A 19,970-nucleotide genomic window follows, 5' to 3' on the forward strand; every position below is an offset into this window, starting at 1 on the left:
GCGTACAGATCGTCGAACAGCAGCGAAGGGACGGACGTGCGGGAATCGACCGGCGCCGATCCGACCGTCGTCGCGGCGGACTACTTCCAGTCGTACTCGGTCGTCGGACTGCTCGCCGTCGTCGGCGTGCTCTTCGTCGCGGTCGCCTTCGGAGCCGGCCGACTGCTGCGGCCCGTGGTCCCCACGCCCGAGAAGCTTCTGACGTACGAGTGCGGAGTCGACCCCGTCGGCGAGGGCTGGGCCCACACCCAGGTCCGCTACTACGTCTACGCCTTCCTGTACGTCATCTTCGCCGTCGACTCGATCTTCCTTTTCCCCTGGGCGACGGTGTTTGCTGGAGATGGGTACGGCGTGACCACGCTTGTCGAGATGTTCATCTTCCTCGGCTTCCTGGCCGTGGGTCTGCTGTACGCATACAAGAAGGGCGTCCTGGCATGGACGTGACGACGCCGGACACCAACGGTCAGCCCGTACTCCTCCCGGAGCCGAAGCGGCTGGGCGCCCTCGCACGCCTGGCCCCCGAGCCGATGAAGGTGGTCCTGAACTGGGGCCGCCGCTACTCGCTCTGGGTCTTCAACTTCGGCCTCGCCTGCTGCGCGATCGAGTTCATCGCCGCGTCGATGGCCCGCCACGACTTCATCCGCCTCGGCGTCATCCCCTTCGCACCGGGCCCCCGCCAGGCCGACCTGATGGTCGTGTCCGGCACGGTCACGGACAAGATGGCCCCGGCCGTGAAGCGCCTGTACGAACAGATGCCGGAACCCAAGTACGTCATCTCCTTCGGCGCCTGCAGCAACTGCGGCGGCCCCTACTGGGACTCCTACTCCGTCACCAAGGGCGTCGACCAGATCATCCCGGTCGACGTATACGTCCCCGGCTGCCCGCCGCGCCCCGAGGCCCTCCTGCAGGGGATCCTGAAGCTCCAGGAGAAGATCGCGCGGGAGTCGCTGGGGGAGCGCTACGGAACCGGACCGGCACGCCCGTCTGCGGCGGCGCTGCAGAGCGGCCTGGTGAAGCCGCCGGCGGCCGGATCTCCGGCGGCTTCCGACTCGTCCACGGCCTCCGAGTCTCCTTCGGGGGAGGGCCGATGAGCACGGTCGGCTGGCTCCCCGCCCCCGCCGACGAACTGTTCGGCACGGAGGCCACGGCCGAGGAGTCGTACGAGCTCCTGACGGTCGACGTCCCGCCGGCGACCTGGCTCGCGGCGCTGGAGGTGGCCCGTGACCGGCTGTCCTGTACCTACTTCGACTGGCTGAGCGCGGTCGACGAACCGGGCACGGGTTTCCGCGTCTCGGCCCATGTCGTCTCCCTGTCTCCCGTGCGCCGTCTGCTCGTGCGCACCACGGTCCCGCACGAGGCGCCGACGCTGGCCTCCGCCGTCGGCGTCTACGCAGGCGCCGCCTGGCACGAACGCGAGACCCACGAAATGTTCGGCGTCGTCTTCGAGGGCCACCCCGCCCTGGACCACCTCCTCCTCCCGGAAACCTTCGAAGGCCACCCCCTCCGCAAGGACTTCGTCCTGGCAGCCCGCGTGGCCAAGGCCTGGCCGGGCGCCAAGGAACCCGGCGAGTCCGACCACGGCGGCCCCAAGCGCCGCCAGATGCTCCCCCCGGGCGTCCCCGACCCGAACGAATGGGGCCCCCAGAAGGGCCAACTCCCCCCTGCCCCAACCCGCCCCACCCGAGCCGCAGGCCGCCCCTCAGCCGACCGCCCTGCCCGCGCAGCGGGCGACCGCCCCGTGCGCCGTGCCCGCACGGCGGCGCAGGGCTCGGCGAGCCAGGCGGAGGGTGCGGACGGTGGCGCGGCGGCTGCAGCGTCTGCCGATGCCCCGGCTGCTGCGCGGCGTGGGCGTTCGGCCGCGGAGGGATCGGTGAGTCAGGCGTCGTCGTCCACGGCTGAGGGTGCTACGGCCGACCCGACTGCACCGCGCCGTGCCCGCACGGCGGCGCAGGGCTCGGCGAGCCAGGCGGAGGGTGCGGACGGTCGGGCGGCGGCTGCAGCGTCTGCCGATGCCCCGGCTGCTGCGCGGCGTGGGCGTTCGGCCGCGGAAGGGTCAGTGAGTCAGGGGGCGCCGACTTCGGCCGAGGGTGCCCCGGCCGACCGGCAGCCGGGTGCCTCCGGCACAGCTGCGCCGCGACGCACACGCAGCGCGAGCGAAGGCTCGGCCTCACAGACCGCCAGAACCCCCTCGCCAGAGGGCCCGACCACCCGACCCGCTCCCGCCCCCCGCAGTTCGGACGCCCCGTGGCACCACGCCCGCCCGGCTTTCGACGAGACGGAGACCGAGCCCATCCCGGAGACCGAGCCCATCCCGGAGAGCGAGCAGAGCCCGGAGGCCGAGCAGAGCTCGGAAGCCGAGCCGAAGCCTGAGACGAAGTCGAGCCCGGGAGCGGAGTCGGGCCCGGGAGCGGAGTCGAGCGCGGACGCGAAGACGATCCGGGCGAGCGAGCCGAGCCCGGTACCGGAGCGGCAGTCGACGACTGAGCCGAGCCCGGACGCCGAGCCCGTCGTGGAACCGTCGGGCGAAGCCGAACCCTCACCGAAACCGTCTGCTGGTGCCGACGCGGGTTCAAGCCCGTCCGGGGCAGCCCCCGCAGCCCTCGGTGAACCCGCCTCGGCGCCGACTTCCTCCGAGGAGGCCCCCGCCGAGAAGTCCCCCCACGTCACCCCCGAGGATCCGGCCGCCGAACCCCCGGCCAGGAACCCCGAAGACCCTGCAGGAGGCCCGCAGTGACCGACGCTCTGGACGTCACCCTGCGACTCCTGATCGTGTTCGTCGTCTTCCTCACCTTCCCTCTGATCGTCGGCCAGACCGAGCACAAGGTCATGGCTCACATGCAGGGCCGCCTCGGCCCGATGTACGCCGGCGGCTTCCACGGCTGGGCCCAACTCGTCGCCGACGGCGTGAAGTTCGCACAGAAGGAAGACGTGGTCCCGGCGGGCGCGGACCGCCGCATCTTCCAGCTCGCCCCCGCCGTGGCCCTCCTCCCGTACCTCCTGGTCCTCCTCGCCATCCCGATCGGCCCCGGCGAGGGCGCCGTCGGTCAGGTCCTGGACGCGGGCATCTTCTTCGTCCTGGCGGTGATGGGGGTCGGCGTCCTCGGTTCCCTCATGGCTGGCTGGGCCTCCGCCAATAAGTTCTCCCTCCTCGGCGGCCTCCGCACAGCCGCGCAGCTCCTCGCCTACGAACTCCCGATGCTCCTCGCCGCGGCCTCCGTCGCGATGGCGGCCGGCACGGTCTCCCTGCCCGGCATCCTGGAGGCCTTCCACTGGTGGTGGCTGCCCTGGCAGATCGTGGGCGCGATCGTCTTCTTCGTCGCCGGTCTCGCCGAACTCCAGCGCCCGCCCTTCGACATGCCCGTCGCCGACTCGGAGATCATCTTCGGCGCGTACACCGAATACACCGGTCTGCGTTTCGCTCTGTTCCTCCTCGCCGAGTACGCCGGAATCATCGTCCTGTGCGGTCTGACCACCGTCCTCTTCCTGGGCGGCTGGCACGGCCCCTGGGGCGCCGACGGCCTCGGCTGGGTCTGGACCCTGCTGAAGACGGCCGTCCTCGCCTTCCTCGTGATCTGGCTCCGTGTCACCTATCCCCGCCTGCGCGAGGACCAGCTCCAGAAACTCTCCTGGACCCTCCTCGTTCCCCTCTCCCTCGCTCAGATCGCCCTCACCGGCATCGTCAAGGTGGTGATCTCCTGATGGCTGAGCCGCACCCGTCCACCCGGTCCCGCATCCCCGGCGCCGGCCTGGCCAAGGGCCTGGCGGTCACCCTCCGCACGATGACGCGGAAGACGGTCACCGAGCAGTACCCGGACGTCCAGCCCGACCTGCCGCCCCGCACCCGCGGCGTCATCGGCCTGTTCGAGGAGAACTGCACGGTCTGCATGCTCTGCGCCCGGGAGTGTCCGGACTGGTGCATCTACATCGACTCCCACAAGGAGACGGTGCCGGCGGCCACCCCCGGCGGCCGCGAACGCAGCCGCAACGTCCTCGACCGCTTCGCCATCGACTTCTCGCTCTGCATGTACTGCGGTATCTGCATCGAGGTCTGTCCCTTCGACGCCCTGTTCTGGTCCCCGGAGTTCGAATACGCCGAGACCGACATCCACGAACTCACCCACGAACGCGACAAGCTCCGTGAGTGGATGTGGACGGTCCCGGCCCCGCCCGCCCTCGACCCCGGTGCGGAGGAGCCGAAGGAGATCGCCGCCGCCCGCAAGACGGCGGAGAAACTCGCGGCCGCGCAGTCCGAATCCGCCGAACCGACCCAGCCGAACGAACCCGGGGGAGGCGCGTCATGAGCCTCATCGCAGCCACCGCGGGGGCAGTGGCACGCGCCGCCGTGACACACGCCCCGGCGACCACGGCCGCCGCCGACACCCACGGCTTCCTCTCCCCGACCGGCGTCGAGATCGCTTTCCTCCTTGTCGGGCTGGCCACCTTCGGCGCAGCGCTGGTCACCGTCACCACCCGGCAACTGGTGCACGCCGCCCTGTGGCTGGTGGTCACCCTCGGTGGCCTCGCCGTCGAATACCTCCTGCTCACCGCCGAGTTCATCGCCTGGGTGCAGGTCCTCATCTATGTGGGTTCCGTCGTCGTCCTCCTCCTGTTCGGTCTGATGCTCACCAAGGCCCCGATCGGCCGCTCGCCGGACGCCGACTCCGGCAACCGATGGGCCGCCCTCACCGTGGCCGTCGCCGCGGCCGCCGCCCTGGTCTGGGTCGTCGTCGACGCCTTCCGCACGACCTGGATCGATCTGCACGGTCCGGCCGCCGGCTCCACCGCCGTCACCGGAGCGAGCCTCTTCCAGAACTGGGTCCTCCCCTTCGAGGCCCTCTCCGTCCTCCTCCTCGCCGCCCTGGTCGGCGCGATCGTCCTGTCCCGCAAGGCGAAGGCGGAGATGAGCTCTCCCCCTGTGAACTCCCGAGCCGCGACCGGCAGTTCCCCATCCGTCCCGGATTCCCGGAATCACCCGATAGAGGGAAATGAGCCGGTCGAGGGAACCAGCCCGGCCGAGCAGGAAGGCGTCCGCTGATGCACCTCGCCTATCCCGCCGTACTCTCCGCCCTCCTGTTCTGCACCGGCCTTTACGGCGTCCTCGCCCGCCGCAACGCGATCCTGGTCCTGATGTCCGTCGAGCTGATGCTCAACGCCGTCAACCTCAACCTCGTCGCCTTCGACGTCTGGCTCAGCAAGGCCGCCCAGGACACGCTGCACTCCGGCCAGGCCCTGACCCTGTTCACCATCGCCATCGCCGCCGCCGAGATCGGTATCGGCCTGGCGATCGTCCTCGCCGTCTACCGCAACCGCGGCACCTCGGACATCGACAAGCTCCGCGACAGCGCCGAGGGCCACGAGAGCGACGGCCCCGACGGCAACGCCCTCACGGCGGAAGAGACCGGAAAGGCTGAGGCCGCCGCGTGACCACGACCACCCTCGCCGTCCTCGTCCCCCTCCTGCCGTTCCTGGGCGCCGCGGCCGGCCTGCTCCTGGGCCGCACGGCCCCCGGCTTCGTCCGCCCGCTCGCTGTCCTGCCGACCCTCGTCTCCCTCGTGCTGGCCGTGCTGGTCGCCGTGCGCCAGGGCGGCGGCCAGGCGATCGACGCCGCCACCGAGCTCACGCCCACCGGCTCGGTCCCCATCGAACTCGCCCTGTACATCGACGGCTTCGCCGCCCTCGTCGCCATCCTGGTCGGCGTCGTCGCCACCTGCGTGCAGATCTACTCGACGGGCTACCTGCGCGACGATCCGCGCTATCCCTCGTACGCCGCCCTCGTCTCCCTCTTCACCTCCGCGATGCTGCTCGTCGTCTACTCCGGCGACCTGATCGTGCTGCTGGTCGGCTGGGAGATCATGGGCATCTGCTCGTACTTCCTGGTCGGCCACTACTGGGAGACCCCGGAGGCCCGCGCCGCCTCCATCAAGGCCTTCCTGGTGACCAAGCTCGGTGACGTCCCCTTCCTCATCGGCCTGTTCGCCCTCGCCACCGACGCCGGCTCCTTCCGCATCACCAAGGTCCTCGGAACGGTCGCGAGCGGCGGACTCGACCACCCGACAGTGATCGCCCTGCTGCTCCTGGCAGGCGTGGCGGGCAAGTCGGCGCAGTTCCCGCTGCACACCTGGCTCCCCGATGCGATGGCGGGCCCGACACCCGTCTCCGCGCTGATCCACGCAGCGACCATGGTTGCCGCCGGCGTCTACTTCATCGCCCGTCTCCTCCCGGTCTTCGAGGCCTCCCGGGCCGCGATGGTGGTCCTTGCCGTCATGGCCGCTGTCACGATGGTCGGCTCGGGTCTCGCCGCGCTCGCCCAGGACGACATCAAGCGCGTCCTCGCCTACTCGACGATCGGTCAGCTCGGCTACATGACCGGCGCCCTCGCCGTCGGCGACCGCGGAGCCGCCGTCTTCCACCTCCTGTCCCACGGCGCCTTCAAGGCGCTGCTGTTCCTCGCGGCCGGCGTGATCATCCACGCCGCCGGCACCAACTCGCTGGCCGCCATGTCCCGTATGCGGGGTCTGCGCGACCGCGTCCCCGACGCCTACTGGACGATGACCGTGGCGCTTCTCGCGCTCGCCGCGATCCCGCCCTTCAGCGGCTTCTTCTCCAAGGAGTCCGTCCTCGGCGCCGCCGAGCACGTCGCCACCGGTCACACTGGGCAGGCCCCCGGCGCTGCAGGTTGGATCACCCTCGTCGCCGGCCTGCTCACCGCCGTACTCACCGCGGCGTACGCGATGCGCCTGTGGCTGCTGGCCTTCCACGGCCGGGGCGCCGAGGCCCCCGACCACGGCCGCCAGCCGCTGACCATGACCGTGGTGCTGTGGGTGCTCGCCGTACCCTCCCTCGCGCTCGGCGGGCTCGCCTACCGCTCGCTGCCCGACTGGTTCGACGGCCGCGACCTCACCCCGACCCTCACCACCTCCGTCCTCGGCACGGGCTTGGCTCTGGTCGGCGGCATCGTCACTTATGCGGCCTGGCGGCACACCACCGCCCTCGCGTCCCGCGTCCCTCTCCCACTCTCGGCTTCGCTCGAGCGGGGGCACCCCCATGGCGCGGTCGCGGCCCACCCCGAGGGCGACGCCGGACTCGTCGAGGCCGAGGCCATCGCCGGCCACTCGCCCGCCTACGGGGGAGTGGCCTACGCGGCCGACCCGGGACGGCTGCTGCTGGGCCCGCTGCACCGGCACGCAGCCGTCGGCTTCCACCTCGACGCCGTGTACGCGGCCCTCTTCGTCCGCCCGGTCCAGGCCGGAGCGAGTCTCGTCCGGTTCCTGGATCGCGAGGTCGTCGAGACCTACGTACGCGGTGCGGGCGCCCTGCCGCGCCTGCTCGGTGCCGCCGTGCGGCGCGCCCAGACCGGCAATGTGCAGACCTATGTGAGCGCGCTGCTCGCCGGCACCGTCGTCCTGGCGGTCGCCGTCCTCCTCGTCGCCACGGGAGCGTGAGCAGGCGTGATCGATATCAACGAGTCCGTGATGCAGTTCCTTCTGGCATTCGTCGTCGTCGGCCCGCTCCTCGGCGCCGCCGCCGCTCTCCTGCCCGCCCCGCCCGGGCTGAAGGGGAAGTCCCCCGAGCAGGCCGTGCTCCGCCACGGCGTGACCGTGACCGGCGCGGTCCTCATCGCCGCGATCGTCCTCGCGCTCGGCTTCGACCACGACCACCCGTCGAAGATGCAGGCCACGACCGACATCAGCTGGATCCCCGCACTCGACGTGCGGATCCACCTCGGCATCGACGGCATTTCCCTCCCCCTTCTGGTCCTGACCGCGCTGCTGACCTTCCTGTGCGCGCTCTACTCGTACTTCAAAATGCCCGCGGGCCCGACCCCGAAGGCGTTCGTCGCACTGCTGCTGGTCCTCGAGTCCGGCACCCTCGCGAGCTTCGCGGTCCTCGATCTGCTGCTGTTCTTCCTCGCGTTCGAGATGGTCCTCGTCCCGATGTACTTCCTCATCGCCCGCTGGGGCGGCGAGGGCCGGACCCAGGCCGCCTGGCGGTTCATCCTCTACACACTGCTCGGTTCGGTCGTCATGCTGCTCGGCCTGCTCCTGATCGGGATCAAGGCCGGCACATTCGACATGGTGGCACTCGCCACTGACAACGGCCGGTCGCTGACCACATCCGTGCAGGTCATCGCCGTTCTGGCGATCGGAATCGGACTCGCGGTCAAGACGCCGATGTGGCCGCTGCACAGCTGGCTGCCCGACGCCCACACCGCCGCCCCGACCGTCGGATCGGTCCTGCTGGCCGGTGTCCTGCTGAAGATGGGTACGTACGGGTTCGTCCGGATCCTCCTGCCGATTGCGCCGGACGGATTCCACACCTTCGCGCCCTACCTCGCCGCCTTCGCCGTCGTCGGGATCATCTACGGATCCCTGGCCTGCCTGGCCCTCGCCAAACACGGCGCGAAGGGCGACCTCAAGCGCCTCATCGCCTACTCCTCCGTGGGCCACATGGGCTTCGTCCTGCTCGGCATCTCGACCATGACCCCAACCGGCGTGAACGGCGCCCTGTTCGCCAACATCGCCCACGGCCTCATCACCGGCCTCCTCTTCTTCCTGGTCGGCGCGCTGAAGGACCGCACGGGCACGACGGACCTCGACAGCCTCGCCGAGGAGACCGGCGCCGCGCTCTACGGCAAGGCCCCCCGCCTCGGCGGCCTGCTCGCCTTCGGCGCGGTCGCCTCGCTCGGCCTTCCGGGCCTCGCCGGTTTCTGGGGCGAGATGCTGGCCCTGTTCGGCGCGTTCAAGCCCGCAGGCGACCTCAGCCGCCCGGCCTTCCTCACCTTCATGGCGATCGCGGCCTTCGGCACCCTCCTCACGGCCGCGTACATGCTGGCCGTCGTCCGCCGCGTCTGCATGGGCGCCGCACCGCAGGAAGCGCCGCAGCTCGCCGACGTCCACACGTACGAGTTCGCGGCCTGGACCCCGCTCGTCGCCCTCACCATCGCCGCCGGTCTGTGGCCCAGGGCCCTCCTGGGCCTGACCGACCCGGCCGTGCAGCAGCTCCTCTCAGGAGGCACCCGATGAGCTCTCTGGCCCAGCCGCTGGCGGCGAGTCTCGTCCAGTCCGTCGACTGGCTCGCCATCGCGCCGCCCACCCTCACGGCGGTCGTCGGACTCGTCGTCCTCGTCGCAGACCTGTTCATCGCCGACGCCAAGAAGGCACTCCTCGGCTGGGCCTCGGTCGCCGGCCTCGCCGCCTCCGCGCTCCTGTTGCTGCCCCTCCTGGACGGCGACCGCAGTACCTTCTGCGTGAACGGCACACACGCGTGCAGCTACACCGCGGACCGCTTCACCCTGGTCATCCAGTTCCTGGTGCTCGGCGGCGCCCTCCTCGCCGCTCTCCTGTCGGTGACCGCCCTGAAGGACGCCGACAAACAACTCCCCGAAGGGGAGTACTGGTTCCTGCTGCTCTCCTCCGCGGCCGGCGCCGCCCTCCTGCCCGCCTCCCGCGACCTCGCGACCCTGATCGTCGCCCTGGAGGTCGCCTCCCTGCCCGCCTTCGCCCTCGTCGGCATCAGGCACGGCGACAAGAAGTCCTCCGAAGCGGCCCTGAAGTTCTTCCTGTCATCGGTCACCGCGACCGCCGTCAGCCTCATGGGCATCAGCTTCGTGTACGCCACCACCGGCACCCTCTACCTCACCCAGGTCGCCGACCGGATCCAGCACGTCGACGGGCAGCTCCACACGCTCGCCCAGACCGGCGTCGTTCTCACCCTCGTCGGCTTCGCCTTCAAGACGGCCGCCGTGCCCTTCCACTTCTGGGTCCCGGACACCTACGTAGGGGCGCCCCTGCCGATCGCCGCCTATCTGTCGGTCGTCGGCAAGGCGGTCGGCTTCTCCGGCCTGATCCTCGTCACGGTCGTCGCGTTCCCGTCGTACGCCGACGTCTGGGGCCCCGCACTCGCAGCCCTGGCCGCACTCACCATGACGGTCGGCAACGTCGGCGCCCTGCGCCAGCAAGCCACGCGCGCGTACAGCGCGGTACGTCTGCTCGCCTGGTCCTCGGTGGGCCAGGCCGGCTACCTCCTCGTACCGATCGCCGCAGCCGCCTACTCCGACGATGCCGAGCACTCCATCGGCTCCACCGTTGCCTACGCCCTCATGTACGCGGCTGTGAACCTGGGAGCCTTCGCGGTGGCCGCACTGGTGGGCCGCACGCGGTCCGTGAACCGCATCACGGACTACCGCGGCCTCTACGCAAGGAATCCCCTCACCGCCCTTCTGATGGCTTTCTTCCTGCTCTGCCTGGCCGGACTGCCCCCAGGCATCATCGGCCTCTTCGCCAAGGTCACCGTGTTCTCGGCGGCGGTCGACGCGGGACTCGGCTGGCTGGCCGTGGTCATGGCCGTCAACGTCGTCATCGCCCTGTTCTACTACCTCCAATGGACGGCACTGCTGTTCCGCGCCCCCGAGGGCGAGCCCGCCAAGCACCGTCTCCCGGCGCCCCTCACTGCGGCGCTCACCCTCACCGGCGCCCTCGGCATTGCCCTCTCCGGAGCACCCCAGCTGGTCCTGCGCTTCGCCGGCACAGCCCTTTTCTGAGCCGACGTCGGCCACTGAGGGCCGCCGTCACCCGGACGGTCCACGCACGCCGCCGTACGCACAAGGGAACTAGTCGCCCTCGCCTGGCGTTGACCAGTACGGGAGGGTCCACTGGACGTGACACCACGGCACCAGTGGCACCGGAGATCAGCAAGCAAAGGGTTCCCCTGCTGCACGACTTGGAGGGCGTACCGTGCACCGCCGGCACAACGGGCTAAGGACAGCAGTTCTCCTCGGGGGACTGTCCGCCCTCATCATCGTCATCGGCAGTTTCTTCGGCCGTATGGGGCTCGTCGTCGCGGTTCTGATCGCACTGGGCACAAACGCGTACGCGTACTGGAACAGCGACAAGCTGGCGCTACGCGCGATGCGCGCACGCCCCGTCAGCGAGTTCGAAGCCCCCGCCCTGTACCGCATGGTCCGCGACCTCTCCACCCAGGCCCGCCAGCCCATGCCACGCCTGTACATCTCCCCGACGGTGGCGCCGAACGCCTTTGCGACGGGCCGCAACCCGCGCAACGCCGCCGTGTGCTGCACGGAAGGCATCCTGCGCATCTTGGACGAGCGCGAACTGCGCGGTGTCATCGGCCACGAGCTCAGTCACGTCTACAACCGCGACATCCTCATCTCGTCAGTCGCCGGCGCTCTGGCCTCCGTGATCATGTTCCTGGTCAACTTCGCCTGGCTGATCCCGGTCGGCCGCTCCAACGACGACGACGGCCCGGGCATCCTGGGCATGCTGATGATCATGATCCTGGGCCCGCTCGCGGCCACCCTCATCCAACTGGCCATCAGCCGCTCCAGGGAATACGAAGCCGACGCCTCCGGCGCCCAGCTGACCGGCGACCCCCTCGCGCTCGCCAGCGCCCTGCGCAAGCTCGAAGCGGGCACCAAACAGCTGCCGTTGCCGCCCGAGCCGCGCATCGAGACCGCGAGCCATATGATGATCGCGAACCCGTTCCGCCCGGGCCAGGGACTCTCCAAGATGTTCTCGACACACCCGCCGATGGCGGAGCGCATCGCCCGGCTCGAGAAGATGGCAGGTCGCCCCCAGTGAAAACCATTCTGAACGTCATCTGGCTCGTCCTGAGCGGCTTCTGGCTGTTCCTCGGGTACCTGGCCGCGGGCATTCTGCTCTGCATCACGATCATCGGCATCCCGTTCGGCATCGCGGCGTTCCGCATCGGTGTCTACGCCCTGTGGCCCTTCGGGTACACGACGGTCGAGCGCCGCGACGCCGGTGCGCCCTCCTGCATCGGCAACGTCCTGTGGCTGGTGCTCGCGGGCTGGTGGCTCGCACTCGCGCACATCGTCACCGGCATCGCCCTGTGCATCACGATCATCGGTATCCCGTTCGGCATCGCCAACTTCAAGCTGATCCCGGTCTCGCTCCTGCCGCTCGGCCGCGAAATCGTGCGGACGGACCAGCCGTTCGCGACTCGCTGACCGAGCGGGACGAAGGCGGGGGCGGCCTGCCCGCCCCCGAGTGACCGGGTTTTCCACAGCCCCGCCCTTGTCCACAGGCCGGCCCGATTGTCAGTGGCGCCTTGCATTATGAACCCATGACCGAGAACGAGCAGTTGCTGGCACGGGTGTCAGCCAAGGCACACAACACCCGTCCATGGGGCTGGCCTTCACTCCCGGAGCCCGCCGACGCGTCCACGCTGGCCCGCGCCGAGACCACCCTGGGCTTCTCCCTGCCTCCCCTGCTCGCCGACCTCTACCTGCGCATAGGAGACGGCGGATTCGGCCCGGAGTACGGCCTGTTGCCCCTCCTCGACAGCCCGCCCGCCGGCGAGCCGGCCGCCGTCGTGCAGTACCTCGCCAATCGTGAGAGCGGCCGGAGGGACCCCGACTGGCCCTGGCCCGAAGGCGTCCTGCCGATATCCCACTGGGGCTGCGCGATGTACGCGTGCGTGGACTGCCATACTCCGGGCGCCCCCGTCCTCCTCTTCGAGCCGAACGCGGACGACGCCGACCACGCCTGGTACGTCGACGCCCCCAGCCTCACGGCCTGGCTGAGCTCCTGGGCCGACGGCACGGGCTGGTACGAAGAGACGAACGAGGAGCAGGAGATGGCACCTTGGACCGACTTCCGCATACGCACCACGGCGGCGCAAGCGTCCTAGCATCCGCGACACCATGCGTACGACATCGCAGCGGATCCTCTAGTAGGGCGACTGCGGGGATCCCGCAGGCCAACCGCCGGAAGAACGTGCTCTGTCCGGTCCTGATCGGCGGCCGGCCATGCCCACCCCGGCGGAAGCCTTGACCAGGTGTCCACCCGCTCCGACTGCTGTTCGGCCCAGCCCGCTACCGCGCAGCCACCCATCGCCGTACGCCATACGCACCCACGCCCACCGCCAGCACTCCCGCGCCCACGACCACCGAAACCGCCGGGAGCGAGAACGCCAGCACCACGCACCCGAGGAGACCCACCGAGGGCGGCACCCGAGCCGTCGGAGCTGAACTCAGCGTCCAGGCCGAGGCGTTGGCCACGGCGTAGTACGCCAGTACGCCGAAGGAGGAGAAACCGATCGCTCCCCTTACGTCCACCGTGGCGGCCAGGGCTGCGACCACGGCACCCACGGCCAGTTCGGCCCGGTGCGGCACCTTGAAGCGCGGATGCACGGCCGACAGTGCGCCGGGAAGGTGCCGGTCGCGGGCCATGGCCAGCGTCGTCCGCGAGACGCCCAGGATCAGAGCGAGCAGCGAACCCAGCGCGGCCACGGCGGCACCCACCCGCACCACCGGAACCAGCCCAGGCACCCCGGCCGCCCGCACCGCGTCGGCCAACGGAGCACCCGCACGCCCGAGACCGCCGGCCCCCAGCACGGAAAGGACAGCCACCGCCACACACACGTACACCGCAAGCGCGATGCCCAGAGCCAAGGGGATCGCGCGCGGGATGGTGCGCGCCGGATCCCGTACCTCCTCCCCGAGGGTCGCGATGCGCGCGTACCCGGCGAACGCGAAGAACAGCAGCCCGGCCGCCTGCAGCACCCCGCCTACGCCACCCGAGGTCCCGACGTCCAGACGCCCGGCGTCGGACGCCCCGGACCCCAGGCACACGACCACGACGGAAGCGAGGACAGCCAGCACCACCGCCACGATCACCCGGGTGACCCATGCGGACTTCTGGACACCGCCGTAGTTCACCGCGGTCAGCGCCACCACGGCCGCAACCGCCACCGCGTGCGCCTGCCCCGGCCAGACGTACGCCCCCACGGTGAGCGCCATCGCCGCACAGGAGGCGGTCTTCCCGACCACGAACGACCAGCCCGCGAGATAACCCCAGAACGGGCCGAGCCGCTCGCGCCCGTACACATACGTGCCGCCCGAGGCCGGATACAGCGCGGCCAGCCGCGCCGACGCCATGGCGTTGCAGTAGGCGATCAGGGCGGCGACGGCGAGGCCGAGCAGCAGCCCGGACCCGGCTGCGCGCGCCGCAGGCCCCAGGGCGGCGAAGATCCCGGCACCGACCATCGAGCCCAGCCCGATGACCACGGCGTCGCTGACGCCCAACGTACGCCGCAGCTCGGAGGCAGAACCGGTCGATGCCATGGCTCGCACCCTACTGATCACTGCAACCGATGAGTGCCGACGTGACGTCCTGTTCATCGACGGAGCAGGTACAAGCACGTGACGCACAGCGGATCTTGACCGAAATCTCACTGTCCGGAAAGTGCAGGCACGGTGCGGAAGGGCAGGTTCACGGCATGACCATCATCAGCTGGATCATCCTGGGGCTGTTGGCCGGGGCCATCGCCAAATTCCTGCTGCCGGGCCGCGACCCGGGCGGCTTTATCGGCACGACTCTCATAGGCATCGCGGGCGCGTTCATCGGCGGCTGGATCTCCGCCCGTTGGCTGGACCACCCGATCACCAAGACCTTCTACGACGGCGCGACATGGGCCGCGGCGATCGGAGGCTCGCTCGTCCTCCTGATCGTCTACCGCCTCCTGTTCGGCAATTCGCGCAACTGAGCACGACCGAGCACGCCCCCGGACCGCAGCCAGCAGGCGAGAAGGGTGGGCACCCGCCAGGTGCCCACCCTTCCTCGTGGCCAGTCGGTCAGCGACGGCTGGTCGGCCACGGTGAATCAGTGGCTCACCGGTAGTTCACGAACTGCAGCGCGAAGTCGAAGTCCTTGCCCTTCAGAAGCGCGATCACGGCCTGCAGGTCGTCACGGCTCTTCGAGCTGACGCGCAGCTCATCGCCCTGCACCTGCGCCTTGATGCCCTTCGGGCCCTCGTCGCGGATGATCTTCGCCACCTTCTTCGCGTTCTCCTGGGAGATGCCCTCCTCGATCGACGCGAAGATCTTGTACTCCTTGCCCGAGAGCTGGGGCTCGCCCGCGTCCAGGGCCTTCAGCGAGATCCCGCGCTTGATCAGCTTGGACTGGAAGACGTCGAGGACGGCCTTGACTCGGTCCTCGGAGTTCGCCTCCATCAGGATCTTGTCACCGGACCACGAGATCGAGGCACCCACGCCCTTGAAGTCGTAGCGCTGCGAGATCTCCTTGGCGGCCTGGTTGAGGGCGTTGTCGACCTCCTGCCGCTCGACCTTCGAGACGATGTCGAAACTGGAGTCGGCCATGTCCTGTGGCTCCTTGTATCGGTGCGTGATGGGGGTGCGTACGGGTGCGTATCGGCGTACGTGGGGGCGGGCGCCGAGCCCGGCGTGGTCCCGGGCCGCATCCGGACAAGCCTAGCCACCCGTCGTCCTCCGGGCGCAGATCAATCGGGTGGCGAAGCACCCCTCGGCATCGGGTATTGTTTACGTCGTTGCCAGGAAGCACCGCCGAAAAGCGGTTCGAACGGCAGCAAACCCGGCGGTGTGCCCGAGCGGCCAAAGGGAGCAGACTGTAAATCTGCCGGCTCAGCCTTCCCAGGTTCGAATCCTGGCGCCGCCACTTTAGTGAAGAGACCCTCTCTGATCTGCGGAAACGCAGATCAGAGAGGGTCTCTTCATGTGCCGGCTTCGGTGTCGCGCCGTCACACCATCAAGGCGACCGACCCGCACGAACTCCTCCGCTCAAGGTGTCCATGCGGGCCGTGTCCCAGGCCGCTCGGATTGCAGTTCAGATCGCGGTTCGGATTGCAGTTCAGGCGGAACTACTTCCCGCTGTGGGCCAGTTCGATGTCATGGTCGTCTGCGCCGCCACCTGACACCGTCACCGTCGCCGCCTGTGGCGGATAGCCCGTCGCGATGACCGTGTACGCGCCGCTGTCCAGGTCGGAGAAGGCGTACGCACCGTCGTGCCCGGTTCTCGTCGTGGCGACCACGTTGCCCGCGGCGTCCACCAGGGTCACCCGGGCGTCGCTCAGCGGGGCGCCCGCTGCGCGTACCGTGCCACGGACGTGGGCGCCGGGCCGGAGCTCGACCTCGATGCGTGTGGTGCCGGCGCCGCCGATCTCGACGGGCAGGGCCAGCGGGCGGTGCTTGGGGGAGTTGACGGCGAGCGTCACCGTCCCCGGCACCAGATCGGTGACCGTGAACTCGCCCAGGAGGTCGGTGCGTCCGGTGGTCAGCACTTCCCCGCGCACATCGGTCACGATCACCACGGCGTCGGCGACCGGCGCCCCGCTCTCGGCGGACCGCACCAGCCCGGCGAGGCCGCTGGTGCCGCTCAGCAGGACGTCGTACGAGACCGGCCCGTCGAAGACGACGAGTGCCGAGGCCTGCGGCTGGAAGCCGTCGGCGGAGGCGATCAGGACGTACGAACCGGCGGCGGGCGCATCGACACGGTACGAGCCGTCGCCCCGCGAGACCGACCGGCTCAGCTGCTTTCCGCCGAGCGAGATGAGCGTGACCGCGGCCCCGGCCACGGGGATGCGCTCCGCCCCCAGGACATGACCGCTCACCGGGATTCCGTCGTCGGCGGAGCCGCTCGCCCCGTCAGGCTCGGCGGTCGCGACGGAAGCAGGCGAGGACGCAGGTCCCGGCACGGCGTCGCTGGAACGCGCGGCCGACAGGCCCGGCGCTCCCTCCTCGATCAGGGCAGGCCCGCCCGTCGCGATCGCGGCCGCGGCCGCGGCAGACGGCTCCCCGGCCATAGCCGCAGTCGTAGCCCCCTCTCCGGACGCAGAGCCCCCGGACGCAGAGCCCCCGGCCGCAGCCGCCCGATGCCGCGGAATGAAGGACGCGACGGCGAAGGCGAGCAGCGCTGCGCCGCCGCCGATGGCGAGGACGGTCTTGAAGCCGTTCTCCGAGGGGAGGGGGACCCCGCCGAGGTCCGTGGTCATCTGCGACAGGATGACGCCGGCGACGGCGCTGGCGGTCGACGTACCGATCGACCGCATCAGGGTGTTGAGGCTGTTGGCCGCGCCCGACTGCGACGGCGGCACGGCGCCCATGATGAGGGCCGGCATCGCGCCGTACGTGAAGCCGATACCGGAACCGATGACGCACGACACCAGCACGAATTGCCAGACCTCGGACATCAGCAGGATGTTGAGCCCGTAGCCCGCGGCCACGATCAGGGAGCCGAGCATCAGGCTCGCCTTCGGGCCCTTGGCCTTGGAAAGGGCGGCCGAGACGGGGGCGATCGCCATCATCACCAAGCCGGAGGGGGCCATGACCAGGCCGGCTGTGAGCAGCGACTTACCCAGACCATAGCCGGTCGCCTCAGGCAACTGCAGGAGCTGCGGAAGCACCAGGGACATCGCGAACATGCCGAAGCCGAGAGCTATCGAAGCGAGGTTGGTGACCAGCACCTGCCGGCGGGCGGTGGTGCGCAGGTCGACCAGCGGCTGCTCGGTGCGCAGCTCGTACCAGCCCCACAGCAGCAGGACCACCACGGCCGCCCCGAACAGGCCGAGTGTGGTGCCGCTGTCCCAGCCCCAGTCGCCGCCCTTGGAGATGCCGAGCAGCAGGCAGACCAGGCCGACTGCCATGCCGAGACCGCCGACGACATCGAAGCGGCCGCCTGTCCGCACCTTGGACTCGGGTACGACGAACAGCACCAGCAGGAGCGCCACGGCACCCATCCCGGCCGAGCTCCAGAACAGCACGTGCCAGTCGAAGTTGTCCGCGATGAGGGCGGCGGCCGGCAGGCCGAGAGCGCCCCCGACGCCGAGTGAGGCGCTCATCAGCGCGGTGGCCGAACCGAGCCGTTCGGCAGGCAACTCGTCCCGCATGATGCTGATGCCGAGCGGGATCACACCACCCGCCGTGCCCTGCAGCACCCGCCCGACGATCATCGGGGCCAGGGAGTCGCTGAGCGCCGCGGTGACCGATCCGGCGACCAGCAGCACCAGGCTCACCAGGAGCAGGCGGCGCTTGCCGTACATGTCTCCCAGCCGGCCCGTCATCGGGACGGCCACGGCGGCGGCCAGCAGCGTTGCGGTGACGGCCCAGGCGGTGTCGGACGCCGGGGCGTTCAGGAGCTTCGGCAGCTCCGGGACGATCGGGATCACCAGGGTCTGCATCAGCGAGACCACGATCCCGCCGAAGGCCAGGACCGCTACGACGGCATTGGCCCGCGGCGCTGCGGACACCACCCCGTCGTCGGCGGGTCGGGGAAGAGCGTGGGACATGGGCCGGGCCTCCATAGGCAAGGGGCATCGGGTGTGCGCGACATCCTCAAATTAAGTCAGTTGATTGACTTAAGCAAGCGTAGTCGGATTTCGTAGCGGCCCGGTGAAGGCTTCGGGGTGGCAGGGATCGGGGGAGCCCGCCAGTGACCTCACGGTGCGCGAGATCCGCGAGGAGACGGGGGCGTGCGCCCCGCGCACAACACGCCCCCGCCCGGGGCACACTGACCCCATGTCCTCTCGTCGCAGACGCTGCCCCGAATGCCGTCGCGAGATCGCCGTCGTCGCCGGACGGTTCGCTCGCCACGACCCGCCCGGCGCGCGCGAGAACGGCGTACTCGTCTCCTGCCCCGGCTCGCGCCGCCAGGCACAACTCGGCGCGGCCCAGCCGTCGTTGGACGGATTCGTCCTCCCGGAGATCCCTGGCCAACTGCCCCTGTTCTAGGGGGAGTTCCAGACGGCCGTCACCGCTCCTGCGGCCCTTACGACTCCTGCGCCCCCTACGACCCCGCCCGTACGTCCATCCGCGTCACAAGCCCGTCCCCGCCGAACCGGTACACGTGCTCGACCGTCCCCTCCGCCCACCGGTCACCCGACGCGTCCCGCATCCCGGGCCGAACGGTCGCCACCACCCCTTCGCCGTCCCCGTCGAGCCGCAACCCCTCCAGCCGTACGAGGGGATGCCCGGCCGCGAACTGCCGCGCCCAATAGGCGCGTACCTCCTCACGGCCGTGCAGACGAACGCCGTCGAGGACATTCGGCCAGTCGACGTCCGGCGCCAGACAAGGCGTTACGAAGGCGTCGCGCTCGTCGGTCGAGAAGACCTCGTACATCCGCCGCAGCAGGGCCTCCCGCGCGGCCGGAACTCCCTCGCCGGGCACCTCAGTTCCCGGCCACCGACTTCACTGCGACCGACACCGGAGCCGATCCGCTGACCAGTTCCAGCGTCAGGCCGGCCGTTGCCGCGGTGTCCACCAACTCCGCCAGTACGGCGGCCACGTCATCGCGGGGGACGGCGCCGCGGCCCGTGTGTGCCTCCAGTCGTACGAGACCCGTGCCGGCGTCGTTCGTCAGCATCCCGGGGCGCAGAATCGTCGAGTCCAGCGCGTCCTGCCGCAGCACGTACGCGTCCGCCTCGCCCTTCGCACGCAGGTACACGTCGAAGATGTCGTCCCCCTGGTGCGCGGGATCGGCGCCCATCGACGAGACGACCACGTGTCGTCGTACACCCGCCCGAACCGCCGCGTCCGCAAACAGGATCGCCGCCCCCTTGTCCACCGTGTCCTTGCGGGCCGCCCCGCTGCCCGGACCCGCACCCGCCGCGAACACCGCCGCGTCGGCACCCTGCAGATACGCCGCGACCTCCTCGACCGAGGCCGACTCCAGATCCAGCAGAACCGGTTCGGCGCCGGCTTCCCGCAGGTCGTCGCCCTGCTCGGCGTGACGGATGATCCCCGCAACCTCGTCTCCGCGCGCAGCGAGCAGCCGCTCCAGCCGCAGCGCGATCTGACCATGACCACCAGCGATGACAATGCGCATGTTTCCGACCGTACGCCCGCACGGCCGCGTCCGCCGCACGACTTGAGCCACGCCTCAGGGTGCGCATTCGGAGCGCACAGGTGGAGGGCGCGCGCTCGGCGCGCGAGCCCCGACCCTGTGCTCCCGGCGCGCGCCTCTGATGCACCCGCTGCCCCCTCGCTCCCTGCACGGGACCTCGGAGAGGGCTCTGGTGGCGCGCATCTCCGGCGCGCGAGCCGACAGCGTGGCTTCGCATCAGTGCGTCGGTGGGGCGGAGTGCGGCGCACAAGTGGACGGCGCACACTCCCGGCGTGCGCGCCCCGCGCACAAACCACTACCGAGCGCTCCCAGCGCCTACACGCGCCCCAGCACGC

The 19,970-nt window shown here is 70.3% G+C and carries 20 protein-coding genes and 1 tRNA gene; 16 read left to right on the forward strand and 5 right to left on the reverse strand.

The genetic code is table 11. The features are described 5' to 3' along the window. Positions 1-36: 36 nt before the first annotated feature. The 13 genes from ACFY10_RS38640 (at position 37) to ACFY10_RS38700 (ending at position 12,669) form a co-directional block, all read left to right on the forward strand. Positions 37-444, forward strand: coding sequence for an NADH-quinone oxidoreductase subunit A (locus ACFY10_RS38640; RefSeq protein ID WP_030945210.1), 408 nt, complete (start codon positions 37-39; stop codon positions 442-444). Beyond that, the gene (locus tag ACFY10_RS38645) at positions 435-1,091 is read left to right on the forward strand and encodes an NADH-quinone oxidoreductase subunit B (RefSeq protein ID WP_390669982.1); all 657 of its coding nucleotides are present in this window, start codon (positions 435-437) and stop codon (positions 1,089-1,091) included. Before ACFY10_RS38640 ends, ACFY10_RS38645 begins: the two co-directional genes overlap by 10 nt. Next, positions 1,088-2,734 carry an NADH-quinone oxidoreductase subunit C gene (locus ACFY10_RS38650; protein WP_390669983.1) on the forward strand — a complete coding sequence of 549 codons (1,647 nt, stop codon included), beginning with the start codon at positions 1,088-1,090 and terminating at the stop codon, positions 2,732-2,734. The genes ACFY10_RS38645 and ACFY10_RS38650 overlap by 4 nt, the downstream gene beginning before the upstream one ends. Beyond that, positions 2,731-3,699 (forward strand): NADH-quinone oxidoreductase subunit H, encoded by a 969-nt coding sequence (locus tag ACFY10_RS38655; protein ID WP_390669984.1) that lies wholly within the window; start codon positions 2,731-2,733, stop codon positions 3,697-3,699. The genes ACFY10_RS38650 and ACFY10_RS38655 overlap by 4 nt, the downstream gene beginning before the upstream one ends. Then, positions 3,699-4,301, forward strand: coding sequence for a NuoI/complex I 23 kDa subunit family protein (locus ACFY10_RS38660; protein ID WP_390669985.1), 603 nt, complete (start codon positions 3,699-3,701; stop codon positions 4,299-4,301). Before ACFY10_RS38655 ends, ACFY10_RS38660 begins: the two co-directional genes overlap by 1 nt. Continuing rightward, the gene (locus tag ACFY10_RS38665) at positions 4,298-5,035 is read left to right on the forward strand and encodes an NADH-quinone oxidoreductase subunit J (protein WP_390669986.1); all 738 of its coding nucleotides are present in this window, start codon (positions 4,298-4,300) and stop codon (positions 5,033-5,035) included. Before ACFY10_RS38660 ends, ACFY10_RS38665 begins: the two co-directional genes overlap by 4 nt. Next, on the forward strand, positions 5,035-5,424 hold the full coding sequence (nuoK, locus tag ACFY10_RS38670; protein WP_390669988.1) for an NADH-quinone oxidoreductase subunit NuoK: 390 nt from the start codon (positions 5,035-5,037) through the stop codon (positions 5,422-5,424). Before ACFY10_RS38665 ends, nuoK begins: the two co-directional genes overlap by 1 nt. Next, positions 5,421-7,442 (forward strand): NADH-quinone oxidoreductase subunit L, encoded by a 2,022-nt coding sequence (locus ACFY10_RS38675; RefSeq protein ID WP_390669989.1) that lies wholly within the window; start codon positions 5,421-5,423, stop codon positions 7,440-7,442. Before nuoK ends, ACFY10_RS38675 begins: the two co-directional genes overlap by 4 nt. A gap of 6 nt (positions 7,443-7,448) precedes the next feature. Beyond that, entirely contained in the window at positions 7,449-9,023 is a 1,575-nt protein-coding gene (locus ACFY10_RS38680; RefSeq protein ID WP_390669990.1) for an NADH-quinone oxidoreductase subunit M, read from the forward strand. Next, positions 9,020-10,540, forward strand: a complete 1,521-nt coding sequence (locus ACFY10_RS38685) for an NADH-quinone oxidoreductase subunit N (protein ID WP_390669991.1) — start codon at positions 9,020-9,022, stop codon at positions 10,538-10,540. The genes ACFY10_RS38680 and ACFY10_RS38685 overlap by 4 nt, the downstream gene beginning before the upstream one ends. A gap of 193 nt (positions 10,541-10,733) precedes the next feature. Continuing rightward, complete coding sequence (gene htpX, locus ACFY10_RS38690) at positions 10,734-11,597, forward strand: zinc metalloprotease HtpX (protein ID WP_390669993.1); 864 nt, start codon at positions 10,734-10,736, stop codon at positions 11,595-11,597. Further along, complete coding sequence (locus ACFY10_RS38695) at positions 11,594-11,986, forward strand: YccF domain-containing protein (protein WP_390669994.1); 393 nt, start codon at positions 11,594-11,596, stop codon at positions 11,984-11,986. Before htpX ends, ACFY10_RS38695 begins: the two co-directional genes overlap by 4 nt. A 116-nt stretch (positions 11,987-12,102) precedes the next feature. Continuing rightward, on the forward strand, positions 12,103-12,669 hold the full coding sequence (locus ACFY10_RS38700; RefSeq protein ID WP_390669995.1) for an SMI1/KNR4 family protein: 567 nt from the start codon (positions 12,103-12,105) through the stop codon (positions 12,667-12,669). Between the two features lie 184 nt (positions 12,670-12,853). Here ACFY10_RS38700 and ACFY10_RS38705 read toward each other — a convergent pair whose 3' ends face one another. Further along, positions 12,854-14,104 carry an APC family permease gene (locus tag ACFY10_RS38705; RefSeq protein ID WP_390669996.1) on the reverse strand — a complete coding sequence of 417 codons (1,251 nt, stop codon included), beginning with the start codon at positions 14,102-14,104 and terminating at the stop codon, positions 12,854-12,856. Between the two features lie 155 nt (positions 14,105-14,259). Here ACFY10_RS38705 and ACFY10_RS38710 point away from each other — a divergent pair, with 155 nt between their 5' ends. Further along, entirely contained in the window at positions 14,260-14,526 is a 267-nt protein-coding gene (locus ACFY10_RS38710) for a GlsB/YeaQ/YmgE family stress response membrane protein (protein ID WP_390669997.1), read from the forward strand. A gap of 124 nt (positions 14,527-14,650) precedes the next feature. Here the strand turns inward: ACFY10_RS38710 and ACFY10_RS38715 are convergent, their stop codons facing one another. Then, entirely contained in the window at positions 14,651-15,139 is a 489-nt protein-coding gene (locus ACFY10_RS38715) for a YajQ family cyclic di-GMP-binding protein (RefSeq protein ID WP_030945172.1), read from the reverse strand. Between the two features lie 234 nt (positions 15,140-15,373). Here ACFY10_RS38715 and ACFY10_RS38720 point away from each other — a divergent pair. After that, positions 15,374-15,455: transfer RNA gene (locus ACFY10_RS38720), tRNA-Tyr, on the forward strand. A gap of 202 nt (positions 15,456-15,657) precedes the next feature. Here the strand turns inward: ACFY10_RS38720 and ACFY10_RS38725 are convergent. Continuing rightward, entirely contained in the window at positions 15,658-18,081 is a 2,424-nt protein-coding gene (locus ACFY10_RS38725; protein WP_390669998.1) for an MFS transporter, read from the reverse strand. A 229-nt stretch (positions 18,082-18,310) separates the two neighbouring features. On the opposite strand from ACFY10_RS38725, the gene ACFY10_RS38730 reads away from it, so the two are divergent. Continuing rightward, on the forward strand, positions 18,311-18,523 hold the full coding sequence (locus ACFY10_RS38730) for a hypothetical protein (RefSeq protein ID WP_390669999.1): 213 nt from the start codon (positions 18,311-18,313) through the stop codon (positions 18,521-18,523). 55 nt (positions 18,524-18,578) lie between these two features. On the opposite strand, the gene ACFY10_RS38735 is transcribed toward ACFY10_RS38730, so the two are convergent. Both ACFY10_RS38735 and ACFY10_RS38740 read right to left on the reverse strand, forming a co-directional pair. Further along, on the reverse strand, positions 18,579-18,959 hold the full coding sequence (locus tag ACFY10_RS38735; protein ID WP_390670000.1) for a nuclear transport factor 2 family protein: 381 nt from the start codon (positions 18,957-18,959) through the stop codon (positions 18,579-18,581). A 1-nt stretch (position 18,960) separates the two neighbouring features. Beyond that, entirely contained in the window at positions 18,961-19,617 is a 657-nt protein-coding gene (locus ACFY10_RS38740) for an NAD(P)H-binding protein (protein ID WP_390670001.1), read from the reverse strand. Positions 19,618-19,970: the final 353 nt, after the last annotated feature.

Source organism: Streptomyces sp. NPDC001401, assembly GCF_042895385.1.
Lineage (GTDB): Bacteria > Actinomycetota > Actinomycetes > Streptomycetales > Streptomycetaceae > Streptomyces.

Coding starts and splice junctions, on each gene's coding strand:
- ACFY10_RS38710 (WP_390669997.1), top strand. CDS start 14,260: ATGACCATCATCAGCTGGATCATCCTGGGGCTGTTGGCCGGGGCCATC.
- ACFY10_RS38705 (WP_390669996.1), bottom strand. CDS start 14,104: ATGGCATCGACCGGTTCTGCCTCCGAGCTGCGGCGTACGTTGGGCGTC.
- ACFY10_RS38740 (WP_390670001.1), bottom strand. CDS start 19,617: ATGCGCATTGTCATCGCTGGTGGTCATGGTCAGATCGCGCTGCGGCTG.
- nuoK (WP_390669988.1), top strand. CDS start 5,035: ATGCACCTCGCCTATCCCGCCGTACTCTCCGCCCTCCTGTTCTGCACC.
- ACFY10_RS38660 (WP_390669985.1), top strand. CDS start 3,699: ATGGCTGAGCCGCACCCGTCCACCCGGTCCCGCATCCCCGGCGCCGGC.
- ACFY10_RS38665 (WP_390669986.1), top strand. CDS start 4,298: ATGAGCCTCATCGCAGCCACCGCGGGGGCAGTGGCACGCGCCGCCGTG.
- ACFY10_RS38645 (WP_390669982.1), top strand. CDS start 435: ATGGACGTGACGACGCCGGACACCAACGGTCAGCCCGTACTCCTCCCG.
- ACFY10_RS38685 (WP_390669991.1), top strand. CDS start 9,020: ATGAGCTCTCTGGCCCAGCCGCTGGCGGCGAGTCTCGTCCAGTCCGTC.
- ACFY10_RS38715 (WP_030945172.1), bottom strand. CDS start 15,139: ATGGCCGACTCCAGTTTCGACATCGTCTCGAAGGTCGAGCGGCAGGAG.
- ACFY10_RS38650 (WP_390669983.1), top strand. CDS start 1,088: ATGAGCACGGTCGGCTGGCTCCCCGCCCCCGCCGACGAACTGTTCGGC.
- ACFY10_RS38700 (WP_390669995.1), top strand. CDS start 12,103: ATGACCGAGAACGAGCAGTTGCTGGCACGGGTGTCAGCCAAGGCACAC.
- ACFY10_RS38730 (WP_390669999.1), top strand. CDS start 18,311: ATGTCCTCTCGTCGCAGACGCTGCCCCGAATGCCGTCGCGAGATCGCC.
- ACFY10_RS38725 (WP_390669998.1), bottom strand. CDS start 18,081: ATGTCCCACGCTCTTCCCCGACCCGCCGACGACGGGGTGGTGTCCGCA.